General features: G+C 61.1%; 14 protein-coding genes and 2 pseudogenes. 2 read left to right on the forward strand and 14 right to left on the reverse strand.

Going from position 1 to position 16,290, the window contains the following annotated elements; all coding sequences use genetic code 11:
• Positions 1 to 142 precede the first annotated feature (142 nt).
• Positions 143 to 1,303 (reverse strand): IS30 family transposase, encoded by a 1,161-nt coding sequence (locus OKW39_RS18825; RefSeq protein WP_429363488.1) that lies wholly within the window; start codon positions 1,301 to 1,303, stop codon positions 143 to 145.
• Positions 1,304 to 1,602: 299 nt separating this feature from the next.
• Here OKW39_RS18825 and OKW39_RS18830 point away from each other — a divergent pair, with 299 nt between their 5' ends.
• Complete coding sequence (locus tag OKW39_RS18830) at positions 1,603 to 1,986, forward strand: YybH family protein (protein WP_429363490.1); 384 nt, start codon at positions 1,603 to 1,605, stop codon at positions 1,984 to 1,986.
• A gap of 295 nt (positions 1,987 to 2,281) precedes the next feature.
• Here OKW39_RS18830 and OKW39_RS18835 read toward each other — a convergent pair.
• From OKW39_RS18835 to OKW39_RS18870, 8 genes and pseudogenes are all read right to left on the reverse strand, one after another.
• Positions 2,282 to 2,730, reverse strand: a pseudogene (locus OKW39_RS18835) (transposase); the annotation flags it as partial.
• A 373-nt stretch (positions 2,731 to 3,103) separates the two neighbouring features.
• Positions 3,104 to 4,138: an IS110 family transposase gene (locus tag OKW39_RS18840; protein ID WP_429562540.1), complete on the reverse strand. Its 1,035-nt coding sequence runs from the start codon at positions 4,136 to 4,138 to the stop codon at positions 3,104 to 3,106.
• Positions 4,139 to 4,478: 340 nt separating this feature from the next.
• Positions 4,479 to 4,679, reverse strand: a pseudogene (locus tag OKW39_RS18845) (IS256 family transposase); the annotation flags it as partial.
• A gap of 193 nt (positions 4,680 to 4,872) precedes the next feature.
• Positions 4,873 to 5,268, reverse strand: a complete 396-nt coding sequence (locus OKW39_RS18850; RefSeq protein WP_429563229.1) for a nuclear transport factor 2 family protein — start codon at positions 5,266 to 5,268, stop codon at positions 4,873 to 4,875.
• A gap of 72 nt (positions 5,269 to 5,340) precedes the next feature.
• Complete coding sequence (locus OKW39_RS18855) at positions 5,341 to 6,285, reverse strand: 3-keto-5-aminohexanoate cleavage protein (protein WP_429363494.1); 945 nt, start codon at positions 6,283 to 6,285, stop codon at positions 5,341 to 5,343.
• Between the two features lie 23 nt (positions 6,286 to 6,308).
• Complete coding sequence (locus OKW39_RS18860) at positions 6,309 to 7,178, reverse strand: fumarylacetoacetate hydrolase family protein (RefSeq protein WP_429334960.1); 870 nt, start codon at positions 7,176 to 7,178, stop codon at positions 6,309 to 6,311.
• Between the two features lie 48 nt (positions 7,179 to 7,226).
• Complete coding sequence (locus tag OKW39_RS18865) at positions 7,227 to 8,168, reverse strand: VOC family protein (protein ID WP_429563230.1); 942 nt, start codon at positions 8,166 to 8,168, stop codon at positions 7,227 to 7,229.
• The gene (locus tag OKW39_RS18870; protein ID WP_429562543.1) at positions 8,169 to 9,818 is read right to left on the reverse strand and encodes a bifunctional 3-(3-hydroxy-phenyl)propionate/3-hydroxycinnamic acid hydroxylase; all 1,650 of its coding nucleotides are present in this window, start codon (positions 9,816 to 9,818) and stop codon (positions 8,169 to 8,171) included.
• Positions 9,819 to 9,879: 61 nt separating this feature from the next.
• On the opposite strand from OKW39_RS18870, the gene OKW39_RS18875 reads away from it, so the two are divergent.
• Positions 9,880 to 10,599, forward strand: coding sequence for a TetR/AcrR family transcriptional regulator (locus tag OKW39_RS18875; RefSeq protein ID WP_429563231.1), 720 nt, complete (start codon positions 9,880 to 9,882; stop codon positions 10,597 to 10,599).
• Between the two features lie 122 nt (positions 10,600 to 10,721).
• Here the strand turns inward: OKW39_RS18875 and OKW39_RS18880 are convergent, their stop codons facing one another.
• From OKW39_RS18880 to OKW39_RS18900, 5 genes are all read right to left on the reverse strand, one after another.
• Positions 10,722 to 11,048, reverse strand: a complete 327-nt coding sequence (locus OKW39_RS18880) for a hypothetical protein (RefSeq protein ID WP_429363500.1) — start codon at positions 11,046 to 11,048, stop codon at positions 10,722 to 10,724.
• Between the two features lie 551 nt (positions 11,049 to 11,599).
• A complete protein-coding gene (locus OKW39_RS18885; RefSeq protein ID WP_429363502.1) occupies positions 11,600 to 12,991 on the reverse strand; it encodes a tyrosine-type recombinase/integrase in 1,392 nt (463 codons plus the stop codon).
• Between the two features lie 316 nt (positions 12,992 to 13,307).
• On the reverse strand, positions 13,308 to 13,580 hold the full coding sequence (locus OKW39_RS18890; protein WP_429563232.1) for a lysozyme inhibitor LprI family protein: 273 nt from the start codon (positions 13,578 to 13,580) through the stop codon (positions 13,308 to 13,310).
• Between the two features lie 315 nt (positions 13,581 to 13,895).
• On the reverse strand, positions 13,896 to 15,047 hold the full coding sequence (locus OKW39_RS18895; RefSeq protein ID WP_429334952.1) for an acyl-CoA dehydrogenase family protein: 1,152 nt from the start codon (positions 15,045 to 15,047) through the stop codon (positions 13,896 to 13,898).
• A gap of 12 nt (positions 15,048 to 15,059) precedes the next feature.
• Complete coding sequence (locus OKW39_RS18900) at positions 15,060 to 16,268, reverse strand: acyl-CoA dehydrogenase family protein (protein ID WP_429563233.1); 1,209 nt, start codon at positions 16,266 to 16,268, stop codon at positions 15,060 to 15,062.
• Positions 16,269 to 16,290 lie beyond the last annotated feature (22 nt).

Genomic DNA, 16,290 nt, shown 5'->3' on the forward strand with positions numbered 1-16,290 from the left:
TTTTAACGTCTCAAACTGGCCGGGTGCCGACTCACGCAATTTGCATGCGCAGCATCAAGCTCGCGAGGCTGCGATCGGCAGCACACGACCCGTTTCTGCCCCTCCGTTGGCTTCTGCCAACGTCACCACCGCGCTGGCGGATTCAACCGGTCGATGCAATAGTTCGATGGAACCGTTCAGCCGGCGTTTCGTAATCCAACGTCTTCCTTGGACGCTCGTTCAGCCTTCGAGCCACGGCGTTGAGTTTGGCCTGTGAGTAGACCGACAGATCGATGCCTTTCGGGAAGTATTGTCTTAACAGGCCATTGGTGTTTTCATTCGAGCCACGTTGCCAGGGGTGTTTCGGATCGCAGAAATACACGGCAATGTCGGTGGCGATGGTGAACCGTTTATGGTCCGCCATCTCTGTTCCCCGATCCCACGTAAGCGATTTATAGAGTTCCTGAGGCAGCTTTCCAGCGTGTTTGATGAGCGCATTGACTACTGTTTCGCTGTCCTTGCTGGCGATCTTCACCAGCATGACATAGCGTGTCTGACGCTCTACCAGCGTTGCAATCTGGCTGCCGCCGCTGCCACACAGGAGATCTCCCTCCCAGTGCCCCGGCACCGCGCGATCTTCCACGGTGGCGGGGCGTTCACTGATTGATACCGCTTCGCGGATCCTGCCGTGATCGTCCGTTTTCTGCGTGTGATGGCGCGAGCGACGCATGGCCCGGGTGCGCCGTAGATGCTCCAGCAGCTCTTTCTTCAATGCACCCCGTGCCTGAATGAAAAGACTGCGATGGATGGTCTCGTGTGACACGTGGTAGTCCTCGTTGCCCCGCCAGCCTCGTTTGAGCCATCCAGCAATCTGCTGGGGCGACCACTGCAACTGGAGCTTGTTGGCCACGATATGAGCCAGCATCCGGTGCTCGACCAGTTTGCAGACTTTCGGGCGCAGCGACCGATCCCATGCCAGCTGGTCGGCGTGGCTGGCCCGATAGCCGGCCTGCCCACTGTTGCGCTTGATCTCGCGACAGACCGTGGACGGTGACCGCGACAGCCGCCGGGCGATTGACTGAATCGAATCGCCCGCGACGAGGCCTCGCGAAATCTCCTCGCGTTCGGCAAGCGTCAGCGCCAGCCTGGATCGCTGGCGGGGTGCAGGCTGGATTCCTCCAGTTTGCGCCAGAATTCCCTGTACTGACGAGTGATTGCGGTCAAATAGCCGGGCGATGTGCTGCAACGACTCGCCTTTACGCCAGCGTTCCCACATCAATGCCTTCTGGCTTTCGCTGTAATAGATCCGGCGCCTCTGTTTCATTTGCAACACTCCCGCCGCTCATGCGACGTTCATTGTGTTGCATCGACCGGTTGAATCCGCCGCTCCAAAGCGGCCGTTCCGCCGCAACCTCGCCTACCTCTCGCGAAGGACGATTCAGATCGGACGAGCCGTGCTGTCCTTTGTCCGATCCATCAAGCCAGCCCCGCTGGCATTAACCTTTTCAGTTGATTATATTTAACCAACCGGAAGGTTCGCGGCGTGCATATCGCGATGGTTGGGCGTTAAACGCGAAGAACTGAACATCCCCTCACGCCTCAATGCATTAAGGAGGTAGGACCATGGACATCTCGCAAGCGTTTGCTGCGTTAAACGGTAGGTTCATTGATACAGTCAATTCTCACGATACGCCCGGCTGGCTGGCTCTGTTTGCCGAAGACGCCATTCTCATCCCAGCGGGGCAGGAAGCCGTTTCCGGCCGAAAGGGACTCGAAGAATGGGCCGAAGTGGCAACCAAAGTCTGGAACCATTTGGAAATGCAGCAGGCGTTTTGCACATCTGATGGTAACGTGGCTTGGGAATCGGGAACCTGGACTGGGAATATCAACGTACCGGATGATCGGACCATGGACGTTAGCGGAAACTTTTTACTCGTTGCACAGAGGGAAGGCTCCATGTTGCGCATCAAAGCGCACACGTGGAACGTGAATATCGCGACGCCTTGACACGTTGCATTCGATACGAAATCTGAGCGCCGCACGCGGCGCTTGAATTGAAACTGGCACGTACGACGAATCGCAGCCAAATGGCGGCTCGTCACCGATCAGCAGACGTTCGCCAATCGATTACGAAGGACCGGTATTGGCCGAGAGCCGCGGTTCCCAATGTTAGCCGAAAGCGGCCGTCGGGTAAGCTGCGCATTTCGGTGAAGGGCAGTTTTGCGGCGCCAGCGCCCACAGGCAGCCGTCGGCCGTCAAGAGTCATTCGCCCGGCCAGTTTAAGCGACAGTCAAGCGGCGGCCATCGCACCGTCGCCGACGGCCAGCAGCAGGCCGGCCTGCAAGCCGCGCGCTTTCAGATCGAGCAGCAGCTCTTGCCATGACGCCTTCGATTCGCGATACCCGTCACCGATCGCCACACGCTCCTTGCGTCCATCCGGCCTCACGCCGATGATCACCAGCAGGCATTGGCCGTCCGAGTTCTCGCTGCGCAGCCCCGTGTGAATGCCGTCGACCCACCAGTACACGTAGCGCGACTTCGTCAGATCGCGCCGGCTCCAGTTCGCATATTCGTCGGCCCACTGCGCCTTCAGGCGGCTCACCACGTTCGCCGACAGCCCCTTGGCGTCCTCGCCCAGCAACACGCTCAGCGCCTCGTTCATGTCGCCTGTCGAGATCCCTTTCAGATAAAGCATGGCAGTGCGGCACTCACGCGCGGCGACTTCCTCACATACGGCGGTTTCATGGTGGATGGTTTGTTGTTTGCTGGTTTCCGACTTTGACAATCAGATTCTCAGCTGAAACCTCCACCGCCTTCAACTTCACGCCTCAACTCCCCCGTACACCATGCATGGACGCCCCCGGCTTGCCAAGCTCTCGTTTGTAACGGAGGGCAGGTAATGATTGCGGCCATGCATCCGGACTTCGCTGTCCGGCGCGAGGCCGGCGGTCCCTGATGGAATGCGCTGGCCGGACTCTCATCACTTTCGCGTACTCTTGCGCACACTGGTGTACCCAGAGTTTCCCGGCCACGGTCTGACCTGTCTGGCCATCACGTCATGATCGCCTGAGCAATCGGCTGTAGTCTCCTGCTGGTAGTTACGCGGCAAGCATGCGGCTGACAGTTACGCCGTCGCTGCAGGCGCATGGTAATCAGGGTGAAACTCGCGGCCGTGGACCAATAGCGCCCAGACGATCCGCGCGTTCTTGTTCGCGAGCGCGACGGCGGCGACGTTCGCGTTTCGCCGCTGCAGCAGGCTAGTCAGCCAGCCGCTCTTGCATTCCTTGCGTTTGGCAACCTGCAGAAGGGAGCGCGCGCCGTGGATCAGCAATGTTCGCAGGTAGGTATCACCGCGCTTGCTGATGCCCAGCAGCACGTTCTTGCCACCGCTGGAGTTCTGTCGGGGTACCAGACCGAGCCACGCTGCAAGTTGCCGGGCGTTCCTGAAGCTCTTTGCGTCGCCGACAGATGCGACGAGCGCGCTCGCGGTAAGTGGCCCGATGCCGGGGACGCGCGCGAGCCGTCGACTCGTTTCGTCACTGCGGTGCCAGGCCTGAATCTGCGCCTCGAACTCCCGGACCTGCCTGTCAAGCTCCTTCAGATGGTCCATGAGGCGCTGGATGAGCAATCGAAACGAGCCAGTGAGTTCGTTCTCTGCATCTTCGATCAGTTCGGGTACCTGACGCCCGAGATGCCCGATTCCCTTGGGAACAACGATCCCGAATTCGGCGAGCAGGCCGCGGATCTGGTTGGCCTGCGCGGTGCGGGCGCGCACAAAACCCTGGCGCACGCGATGCAACGACAGCACCGATTGCTGCTCGATGCTCTTGACCGGCACGAAACGCATGTTCGGCCGCGCGACTGCCTCGCAGATTGCCTCGGCATCCGCCGCGTCATTCTTGTTCGTCTTGACGTACGGTTTGACAAACTGCGGTGCAATCAGTCGGACCGTATGGCCCATGGCCTGCAGCTTGCGGGCCCAATAGTGCGCGCTGGCGCACGCTTCCATCCCGATCACGCAGGCCGGGAGGTTGGCGAAGAACTCCGCAACGTGATTCCGCTTGAGCACTTTCTTCAGCACCGTTCGACCATGCTCATTTACACCATGGACGGCAAAAACGTTCTTCGCCAGATCGATGCCAACTGTCGTAATCTTCATGATGGGCGCTCCCCTCGGTCAGGTGGTTGCTTCGACACATCCACTTTGGCACATTGATGCCGCTTCGGGTGGGGGCGTCCATCCCATTACTTTCGAGCTTATCTCCTGCTCGCCCTTCGGGGGGCGTTGAGAACCGAGGTCCATGCTTTCCTGGTCACGGCGCAGGACGCGCTGAACGAACTGGCGCCAGCAGAGGTATTGGCCGGCGCTCCGTTCGAGACACGCGCGTCCCTGCATGCGAGTCAGCAAAGGCTCCTGCAACTGCCCTCGAACGAGCGGCAGCGCAAGGTCCTTGCGTTGATCAACGGACCGGGAACAGCCATGGCCGCATGAACGGCTAGCCGTTGCGCACAACTGCCCGTCGGCCCTCGATCGACTTCACATTCGAATACTGCTCGAGCATCGCCGCCAGTTCCGCCTCGATTGCCTGCTGGATGATTCGTCGCGCCCCTTGCTGGATCAGATCGTCCAGACCCGGCGCCCCCTTGATTTCCGCGTCCGTCGTTTGACCGCTCTTCGTTTCCTGAGTATGTTTCGCGATGGTGGTGGAGTTCGATTGGGAAAGTGTTACCGTGGAAAGCAACATTCTCCTTCAATCGCCACCGCCTTCTCCTGCCTCCCGCCTACGCCGCGTACACCACTTTCAACGATAGCTCCTTGAATATTCGCGGTGATGTTTGCTGGGGATTCCTATGTTTGTATAATTGAAGAATTCGTTCTGACGTGAACGATTTTCAGCGTCGGCCGGCGTCTGCTTCGGAATGAAACCCCTGAATGACGCTTAGACGCCACGTGCCGTTCGTCCTCATCCAGACGGCTTCGTACTGGCTCGCAACCGCTATCGTCCCGCTTGCGATGCGCACGCTCGCCGTCATGGAGCCGCACACCAGCGCGAAGCGTTCACCCGTCTGAATCTCGCTCAAGTCGAACTTCACTGCTTCGTAGCGCATCGCGCCGCTCGTGAGCTTGTCGAGGTAGCTTTCGCGGCTGTCGCGCGCGCCTGTCGAATGGATATAGACGAGGCCTTCTTCGAACAGATCGCGCAGCGTGGCCGCGTCGCCCGCCAGCATTGCGGCGCATCGCGCTTCTTCGAGTTGATGAATGATGTCTGCGTCTTCGCCATGATTCATCGATATGTCCTTTTTTCCCGATTGCGCGCGACGGTGCGCCAGTCGCAATGCCGTCGCGCGCCGATGCTTACCTTACTGGCTGATTGCGTCCAGACGCGTCTTGTCGCGACCCTTGAGGCCGAGCATTTCGCGTGCTTCCGCGGGAGTCGCGATTTCCAGACCAAGGCGCGTGAGAATGTCGCGAATCAATTCGACCTGCTGGGCGTTCGAGGTGGCGAGCTTGCCCGGACCGATCATAAGGGAATCCTCAAGGCCGACACGTACGTTGCCACCCATCAGCGCGGCCTGCGTAATCAGCGGCATCTGATGTTTGCCGGCGCCGAGCACTGACCACTGATAGTTGTCGCCGAACAGCTTGTCCGCAATGCGCTTCATGTGCACGAGATTCTCGGGATCCGCGCCAATGCCACCCAGAATGCCCAGCACGAACTGCAGGAAGATCGGACCTTTGACGAGCCCGCGATCGACGAAGTGCTTCAGGTTGTAGAGATGCCCCACGTCGTAGCACTCGAATTCGAAGCGCGTGCCGTGCGCATCACCCAGCCGCTCGAATACTTCTTCGATGTCCGCGAACGTATTGCGGAAAATCGCACGCCGCGTGCTTTCGATAAAGTCTTTTTCCCACGAGTATTTGAACTCTTTCAGCTTGTCGAGAACCGGGAAGATCCCGAAGTTCAGCGAACCCATGTTGCAGGACGCCATCTCGGCCGAAATGTCGAGCGCGCCGGCGAGGCGTTCGTCCAGCGTCATATTGACCGCGCCGCCCGTGGTGAGGTTGATCACCGCGTCGGTTGCCGCGTGAATGCGCGGCAGGAATTGACGATACACCGACGGGTCGAACGCCGGGCGTCCGTCTTCGGCATGACGCGCGTGCAGATGCAGAATGGACGCGCCTGCCTCTGCCGCGGCAATGGCTTCGCGTGCGATGTCGTCGGGCGTCACCGGCAGATGCGGCGACATGCTCGGCGTATGAATCGATCCCGTGATTGCACAGGTAATGATGACTTTACGTGCCAAGTATTTTTTCTCCGTTGAGTCGATCAGACCGGCTCGGCCACGACGACGTTTTCAATGTGTCCGATGCCCTCGATCTCCACGCGCAGCACGTCGCCGATATTGAGGAAACGCGGCGGCTTGGCTGCGCCACCCACGCCCGACGGCGTGCCCGTCGCGATCACGTCGCCCGGTTCGAGCGTCATGACGGTCGAGAGATAAGCGATCTGCTGCCAGACGTTGTAGATCATCTCGCCGGTGCGAACTTCCTGACGGCATTCGCCGTTCACGAGCATGCGCATTTGCAGCGCGTGCGGATCGGCGATTTCATCCGGCGTCACGAGCCACGGACCAAACGGGCCGTGCGTGTTGAACGACTTGCCGAGCATCATCGTCGGCGAGCGCATCTGCCAGTCGCGTACCGAAACGTCGTTGCACACGACATAACCGGCGACGACCGACGCGGCCTCGGCTTCCGACACGTGACGGCAGCGGCGGCCGATGACGACGCCCAGTTCCGCTTCATAGTCGAGCTTGTCCGATACCTTCGGCATTTGCACGGGGTCGAACGGGCCGTTCACGCACGAGACCTGCTTGTTGAACCAGACCTGGCTGTCCGGCACCTGGATGCCTGCCGCTTTCGCTTCCTCGACATGGCGGCGATAGTTCATGCCGATCGCGAGGAACTTCGACGGGTTCGGCACCGGCGCGTCGAGTCGCACGTCCGAAAGCGGGTACGTGACGGCGTCCTCGATGCGCACGTTCCTGACGTATTGCATGAGCGCGGGGCCGCCCTGCAGCAGTTCCAGCATGGTGCGGGGCAATCTGCCGTCGCTGGCGGGCAGATCGATAACCTGCTGGCCTTCTACCTTACCGATCGATTGATATCCGCGGCATTGAAAAGTGACGAGTTTCATTGAAGTCCTGCTAAAGAGTGTTGAATGGTGACGGGTGCGCTCTGCGCGTCAGACACCGTGTTCCGAATTGGCGAAGAAGATCGCGGGCAGATCGGGACCCCACAGGTACATGCCATCCTCCGGCGCGTGATCTTCCGCGACCCAGTCCACCGAAGCGGGGATGAAATCCATCGTCGCGCTGTACTCGCAAAAGCTGCCCCACGGGTCCAGTACGTAGTAGAAGTAGTTGGAACCCAGCACGTGTCGGCCCACGCCCCAGCCTTCGCTGTAACCGGCGGCGGCCATCTGCATGTAGCCGAGGCCGACTTCCTCGACGGTCGGGACATCCCAGCTCAGGTGATGCAGCGCCGGGCCCGAGCTCATTGCAAAGGCGAACAGATGATGGTCGCCGCCGTGGGGCGCGTGGATGAACGCAACGCCGTCACCGGAGCGGTCTGAGAGGCGCAGGCCGAGCACCCGTTGGCAGAAGTCGATCTGTGCGGGAACGTTCGCTGTCGCGAACGCAATGTGCGAAAGTCGCGAGGGCTGCACCCGCCCTGTGCTGCGGCGGTAGGGTGCGCAGCGTACGCCGTCGAGGGGCAGCGCCGGGCTGGCGTGACTCGCTTCGTTCAGCGTCGTCTTGGCGCCGGCGCGGATCTGCAATGCGATGCCGTCAGGATTGCGAATCCAGAAGCCTCCGGCTTCGGCGCCTTCGGGCGGCGCGACGATCTCGACGCCGATCACCACGGCACGCGCGCGCAGCGCGTCGAGTTCGTCCTCGAAGCAGTGCAGCGTGAGCCAGTCGATCTTCTTGCACGGCCCTTCGCGCAGACGGCCCCAGACGTGCGGCGAGCCGAACGTGCGCACCAGTAGGCGAGCGTCGCCGTCCGGCTGGACATCGAGTCCAAAGGCCGTATAAAAGCGCCGTGCATCGTCGAGTGACGGCACGCTCATGCTGAAGGCGCCGATCGAATGAATGCCGAGGCGGTCGCGCCTGCGTTCTTGGGTCATTTAGGTCTCTTGGCCTTGTGGGGTGGTTTCAGTGTCGGGTTGCATCGCATACCGCCAGGCGTCGACGAGCGCATCGAGTTCGCCAGTCGTGCGGGCCGCGCCATAGCTGTAGAAGTCCGGACGTGCGATCACCGCCGCCACGCCGAGTTGCGCGAAGTAGTCGGCATACGCACCGTTGATGTCGACGAAGCCGCCTTCGCCGAAATGCGTGACGATCACGCCGCGCTCATCCAGCGCCTGCCGGTTAGTCAAGCTAAGCGCGTCGAGCACGGATTTATTCGTCGCAATCAAGGCGAAGCCAACGCCGAACACATCGTCGAACAGGCCGCGCCGGCCGTTGATCTCGACGAGGCCTTGCGGCGTCAGGCAGCCGCTGCCCGGTGTTTCCGCTTCATACAATCCCGCGCCGAGACGCGGTCGCGGCGCCTCGGGCGGCCGGAAGCCCGGTGTCGCCTGCGCGGACAGCATCTGGAGGTCGCGTGCGGCGGCCGCGTCGGGATTGGTGATGCAGATCACCTTGCCCAGTTCGATCGAGAAGTTGATGATCTCGCGCACGTGGTTCGATCGCTCGGGACCATAGCTGTCGAGCAGCGCGTCGCTGCCTTTGCCCGCGAGAATCGCGTCGAGCCGCCATGCAAGCGCCGCCGCGTCGCGCAGACCGCTGCACATGCCTTGCCCCGCGAACGGCGGCATCAGATGCGCGGCATCGCCCGCCAGCAAGACCTTGCCCGCACGCCATTGCTTCGCCCAGCGTCCGCGGAACGTATAAACCGCATGGCGCTCCAGAACCGCGTTGCCGGGCGTGACGTTCCAGCGGGCGAGCAGGTCCCACGAAACCGAGTCCAGGTTCATCTGCTCCGCGGTTTCGCCGGGCAACAGCATGAACTCCCAGCGACGGCGGCCGGGACCACCTGGCACGATGGTCGTCGGCCGCGCCGGATCGCACAGTTGCCAGGTTTTCGGCATCCACTCGCGCGGCGCAAGCGGTTTGACGTCGACCACCAGCCAGTCGAACGCGAAACCGAGATCTTCGAACTCGAGGCCGAGCGCGTTGCGCACCATCGAGTTCGCGCCGTCCGCGCCAATCACATAGCGTGCGCGGATCGTGTCCTTCTCGCCGCCGGCAACCCACTTGCCGTCCACCAGCCTTCCCGCCTCGATATCGACGCGCACGCCGTCGGCTTTTTCGACGAGCGCGTTAGCCGACCAGCCCTGACGCACCGTGACATTCGGCAGTGCCTTGACATGTCCGTCGAGGACGCGCTCGAGCTCCGGCTGCGCGAACAGCGTCGATGCAGGCCAGCCACTCAGGCCCGTGCCGCCCCAGTCGAAATCCATCAGAACTTCGTTGCTTGCGTTGCGCCACTGGTAGCGGTCTGTAACCTCCGCGATGCGGTTGATATCATCTATGACCCCGGCCGCCTGGAAGAGCCGGGCGATTTCGTGGTCGTAATGGACGGCGCGCGGCAGCGGATAGAGGTCGGGCCAACGCTCGACCACGCTCACGCTGCGCCCCGCGCGTCCGAGCATCAGCGCAAGTAGCTGACTCGTCGGGCCATAGCCGATAATTGCAACGTCGACGATCCTGTCTGCCACCATTTTTCTCCTGAGTCGGGCATCGTCACAAACTGACGATATAGTACAATTCATACTCTATTGTCATGTTGACCAACTCATTCATGCAATGGGGGAAACCCCGGGTACCGCGCTAATGACCAAGCATTCGAAAAGCGACAACCAGGGCCTCGTCCTCGCGAACGAGGACCACCGCGTACGGACCGGCGCCGTGCGACGGGAATCCACGCGCCGTAAACTGTTGAGCGCGGCCGTCGAAGTTTTTGCGGCCAAGGGGCCCGACGCGGCGTCGATCGACGACTTCCTCGCGGCAGCGGGCGTCGCACGCGGCACGTTCTACAACTACTTCAAGACGACCGCCGAACTGCTCGACGCAGTCACGTCGGAGTTGAGCGACGAGGTCATTGCCCGCATCGAGGTGTGTGTGGGCGCGATCGACAATCCCATCGAGCGGGTGTTGACAGGCTGCCTGCTCTATACGCAGGTGGCGATCAAGCATCCAGCGTGGGGGGCGTTTATTACGAGGACGGGCATCCGTGGCGGGGCCAGCGGACGGTTGACGGACGTGTATCTTCCGCGTGACCTCGCAAGAGCACGGGAGCAAGGCATCGCCCAGTTCACCAACGTCCGTGCTGCGAGGGACCTTTTGATCGGCGCGATCCATCAGAGCGTCGAGACGGTTTTGTCGGGCGCGGCGTCCGCCGAACACCCGCGCGAGGTCATGCAGTTGGCACTCGCGGCGCTTCGCGTGGCACGCCCGACTATCAGGCAGCTCAATGAAAAACCGCTACCGGAAATTGAAGTGCCAGATGGACTGAAATCGCTGGAGGCGAGCTCCAAGGCTCACGCCGGGTGACGTCGCTGCGCTCGGCCTGCTTCGCGCCGGTTCCATCCGAAGAGCGAAGCCCGGGGATGTCAAGGAATGTGGATTTTGAACCGGTGCGCTGAGGCCGAAACTGGTTGTCAGCTTGATTCATTTCATTTCTTAAGTTCCTCGGGGTGGCTGCGTTTCGCATCCATACCGAAAGGCTGACCGTCTTCTGGCCGCATATAGATTGCGTAGCGGATAGGCGCTGCGAAGGCTCGGCGTCGGAAACGGCTCGGGAGAGTGAGTTCGCTGTTGCACGAAGCTGCCATCGGGTTGCTCGATGGCACCACCGTCGGCAATCCGCCGCATTGCTGACGCACCGCCCAGACCGTCGCAATGTCGGCAATGGCCGAACTCCAGTCTCCCTGTGCGAGTAGACGAATGGCCGTTGTACCTTGAAAGCCGACGTGGAGCGCGCCGGGACGACGGCCCGCCATGGAGGCGAACTCCGACTCAGCCCGACGCGTGCTAGCGTGTCCTGATCGGCTCTGAGAATCGCGCGGGCTCCCCGATGCGGGGTTTCGCGATACGCACAATTGCCCTTGACATGAGTTTGATCGCGCCTGCTGAAGATTGAGACACTTGCCAGTCGTGGTTGCGCAGCATTTTCCGGTCGAGCGGCCGCTGCGCTCGCCGGGGTTGCAGCACGGTTTGCATCGTTTCCGGTCGGTAACATGGCCGCAGTTGGGATCATGGCTTCTTCAAGCTTTGCGAGGATCGCGCTGGAAAGTGCCTGACGGTATCGAAGACGGTATTCCTGAAGAAGTCGGCATTCGGATGCCCTGTGTTCGCGATGTTTGAACGAAAGTGCGCGTGGATTCTCTGTTGCGGTCTGTCCAGAGCTGAAAACTGCCGACTGGATTTTTCGGTATGGCTGACGGTATCGTCACTCCCGACCGGCCGGAGAAGCCGTATACACAAGGCTCCCCGTCACCGATTGACGATCGAGTGGGGCATATCAATAACGCGCCGGGCAGATTGCCGTCGATTATTCCACCGTCGCGACGTCGATCGCTCCGGCCGGTGTGGCGTGCTCTCTAATTTCGGCCGACGCGTCCCCTTGAGTTTGCTCGGTGGGTGCACCTTGCCCCGTCAACTGTTCCAGCCGCGCACCCAGCAGTTGCCATGCGGCGCGTTTCTCGACCGTATACGGATACCGCTGATAGATGCGTTTCATGCGGTTCTGCTCGCGATGGTTCATACATTTGTCGATCACAGCGGGTAATACGCCGATCGACTGCATCAAGGTGGCGGCTGTTCGGCGCAGGTCGTGCGGCGTCCATTTCTCGTCGCCGAGAACGAGAGAGTTAGTTTTAGCGGTTCGGTTGGCGTGTGCGTCACGTTCATAGAACACCAACTGGCGATCCGACACCTGCTTGGTGATGCTTTTGAGGCCGATGTGCGTTTCGGGTTTGTCTTCGCGGCGGTAGGCGGGCAGCAGCCATTCCTTGCTGTCGGACAATTGGATGAGTGCGCCCATGAGCTTCGCGGCGAAGTCGGACAGAAATACGATGTGAGCGTCCCCGTTCTTCGCGTTCTCAAATGGCACGCGCCAAATTCGCAGTTCAAGGTTGACGTCGCGTTTGCGTGTCTTGATGACCTCGCCCACACGCGTGTTGGTTGCCAGGATCAGCATCAACACATGCTTTGTCGTTTTGGGCAAATTCGCGGACTCAAGAGCGTTCGGTAGGGCACTGATCTCATGATCCGAGAGCGTTCGCTCCCGTTCACCGTCTGTACCACCGACATCCTTCTTTAAGACCATAAGCAGGGGATCGACGGAAACGTATTCTCGCGCTTGGCACCATTTCAAGAACTGCTTGAGATCTGTGAGCGTCCGGTTGGCGAGGCGGTTGGCGCCTCGCGCGATGATCGCATCAAGTGACGACATGATGTGAGCGCGACGCACGTCTTCCATCGCCATGTCGCCGACCACTGGTAGCACATCCTTTTCGAATGCGCGACGGATTTCTTGCCCCTTGTCGGCCCGCTTCTGCAGAGCGGAGTCGGTCCACTCATTGAATCGCTGTCTGAACGTCTTCCGTGCGAGCTTGTCCTCGAGGCTACGGACTTCTGCGCCCGTCTCGGCTAGCTTTTTCAGCTTTTCGATGCGTTTGTGTTCCAGCGGATCTTCTCCGCAACTAATGCGTGCGCGCGCACTGTCACGGGCATCCCTGATTTGGCGAAGGCTCGACTTCGGGAATGTGCCGAGGCGCAACTCGCGTACCCGACCGCCTGCTCGATAGCGCAGCGAAAATTGGACGGAGATGCCCTTTGCCCCTGCGCGGACCACGCCAAAGACACCGTGTCCGTCAGCGAGACGTCGTCCATTGTCTGCCGGCGTTAGCGCTTGCAATTCCCTCGTGGCGAGCGTGCCCATTGCATTCTCCCGTGGGCAAATTTTGCCCCCACAATTGCCCCCACAGATTCGGGGGCTTGCATGGCATTGTAGTGGAAATTGCGGGACAAGGTATCCTAATAATTCTCTATAAAATCAATGGATTGAAGGCGCATTCCGGAAGATGTTGGAAGTCCGTGGAACCGACAAAAACTTGCATGGGGTGCAGGTGGTCGGAGGTTCAAATCCTCTCGCCCCGACCAAAAAGATCAAAAGGACTTATGGTGAAAGCCGTAAGTCCTTTTTTCTTGCCCGTCGCGCGGGGCAGCATTTCCCGCTGTCAACGCTTCGCCCACGCTCATCTGCATCCCAAAGCCTCGATTGCTTTGCTTATGCGCTCGGTTTCGGCTGTCTTGCACATCGCGACCGCCGTGGCCAGCATCGACCCGCCGCCCCATTCTCGAGAAGCCGATTTTTTGCAGTTGGCGTCACGGCGCGTTTTCCACGCGGTGAGCCTCTTCTTGATCGCCGCTTTGCAACTCGCCGACACCGCGGCCTTGCCCTTGACGACCTGCTCCAGCTTCTGCTCCGCGACGATCTGATCGCGCCACGCGCACAGATTCATGCTCATCTGATTCGCGTCGCAATGCGACAGGGCCGCGTCGACCTCACTGGCGGGCAGTCCACTGCGGGTTGCGATGACGCCGGCTGGATTGGATGCGGCGGCCAGTGCCGAACTACGCAGGCGTGCCTATCCCGCAGGTGCAATTGTTCGCTACGTCGTTGTCGTAGCGAAGGACAGCGTCCTCGTGCATCCGCAATCCAGTCCATCCGGCATCGCTCAACTTTTTTGATTCGTTTGGCAGGCTCAGCTCCTCAAGAATAGGCGACTGCAATCTGGCAGACATGTCGCCGGCACGCGTTCGCATTCGCAAGCGCACACGAATCACCGCCCTTGAGCCCCCAACGCCACAAACCGCTCCAGATGATGATCCTCATCCCCAAGCTGATGATCGATCATCACGAGCCGCTTCGCGTAATGCGCGAGCGGCAGTTCCCACGTCATACCGATCCCGCCGTGCAACTGGATGCATTCCTCCGCGACTCGCGTGCCGATCCGGCCGATGCTGTACTTCGCCGCCGACACCGCGCGCTCGCGCGCGTTTCGTTCGCCGTCGAGCGCTGCCGCCGCGTTGATCACCGCCGAGCGCGCCTGCTCGATTTCGAGCAGCAAATCGGCCATGCGATGCTGCAACGCCTGGAAGCTGCCGATCGGCACGCCGAACTGCTTGCGCGTGCGTAGATAGTCGAGCGTGTAGTCTTTCGCGACGTCCATTGCGCCGACCGCTTCCGCGCACAGCGCGAGCACGCCGCAACTCAGCGCATATTCGAGCGTCGCAAAGCCGTGATCCACTGAGCCGAGCACGGTGTCGTCGCGGAGCGTGACGTCGTCGAACGTCACTTCGGCCGCGCGTCCTCCGTCGATCTTGCGGTAGCCGCGCACGCTCACACCCGTCGCGTCCCTCGGCACCAGAAACAGCGTGATGCCGGCTTCGGCATCGTCCTCGCCGCTCGTGCGTGCCGAGACGAGGAACACCTGAGCATGCTCGCCATGCTGAACGACGGCCTTTGCGCCGTGCAACGTCCACACGCCGCTGTTGCCATTTACGCTGCGGCGCGCGCGCGTCGTCGCGACCCGGGCAAGCTCGTAATGACTGTCCGGTTCACCATGCGCAAGCGCAACGATCCGCGAGCCGTCGATCAACGAACCCAGCGCCGCATTCTGCACGTCGCCGCCGCTGCGAGCGATCGCCCGGCCGACGACCAGCGTATCGAGAAACGGTTCGACGACGAGCCCGCGGCCGATACTCTCGAACACCACGGAAATATCGAACCCGCCGCCGCCAAAACCGCCGCTCGCTTCGTCGAACAGTGCGCCGATCACGCCAAGCTCCGCGAAGCGTGCCCACAATTCGGTGCTGAAGCCTTGCGTCGAGCGTGCGATTTCATCGCGCGTCGCGAAGCCGTACTGCTCGCTGATAAACCGATTCAGCGTATCCGCCAGCATGCGGCGCTCTTCGGTGTGCTGGAAATTCATGACGTGCGCCTCTTACAGTCCGAGGATCATTTTGGAAATGATGTTCTTCTGGATTTCGTTCGAGCCGCCGAAGATCGATAGCTTGCGATTATTGAAGTACTGCGACGCGGCACTCGCGGCTTCGTCGGGGCCGACCGGCACGCCGTCGAAGCCTTCGTGCAGCGCTTCCTCGACGAATGGCTGCGCATAAGCGCCCATCGCACGCCGCGTCAGCGACGAGATCTCCTGACGGATCTCCGTGCCGCGAATCTTCAGCATCGAACTCTCGGCACCGGGCACGCCGCCGCCCGCCACGGCCGCGATCACCCGAAGATTGGTCGTCTTCATGTTCTCGAGATCGATCTCGACGCGCGCCATGCGTGCCGCGAACGCCGGATCCTCGGCGAGCGGCCGGCCGTGGCGCAGCTGTGTCGCGGCGATCTTGCGCAGACGGTTGAAGGCGGCGACGGAAAAACCGACGCCGGCGATATTGGTGCGCTCGTACGTAAGCAGATATTTCGCGTAGGTCCAGCCCTTGTTTTCTTCGCCGACGAGATTTCCGACCGGCACGCGCACGTCGGTGAAGAACACTTCATTGACCTCGTGCTCGCCGTCGAGCGTGATGATCGGCCGGACTTCGACGCCCGGCGTGTTCATGTCGATCAGCAGAAAGCTGATGCCTTCCTGTTTGCGCACGTCGGTCGCGGTGCGCACGAGGCAGAAAATCATGTTCGCGTAATGACCGAGTGTGGTCCACGTCTTCTGGCCATTGACGAGGTAGTGCTCGCCCTGCGCGTCCTTGCCGCGCACTGCCGTCGTCTTGACCGACGCGAGATCGGAGCCCGCGCCGGGCTCCGAATAGCCCTGGCACCACCAGTCGGAACCGTCGAGAATGCGCGGCAGCCAGTGACGCTTCTGCGCCTCGCTGCCGTACTTGATCAGCACCGGCCCGAGCATGTTGACGCCGAACGGCACCACGCGTGGCGCGCCGGCGAGTGCGCATTCGTTTTCGAAGATGAATTTCTGCACTGCGCTCCAACCCGGGCCGCCGTACTCTTTCGGCCAGTGATTCGCGAGCCAGCCTTGCGCGTTCAGAATCGCGTGCCACTCGGCCATGTCGTCGCGCGTCAGACGCCGCCCGCCGTGCACCTTGCCGGCGAGACGTCGCGGGAGCTTGTCGCGCAGAAACGCCAGCACGCTGGCGCGAAACGCTTCTTCCTCGGAGGTGAAGTTCAGATCCATCGCAGTCGTTCCGTCAGTGTTC

The organism is Paraburkholderia sp. MM6662-R1, from assembly GCF_050436245.1.
Classification (GTDB): Bacteria; Pseudomonadota; Gammaproteobacteria; order Burkholderiales; family Burkholderiaceae; genus Paraburkholderia; species Paraburkholderia tuberum.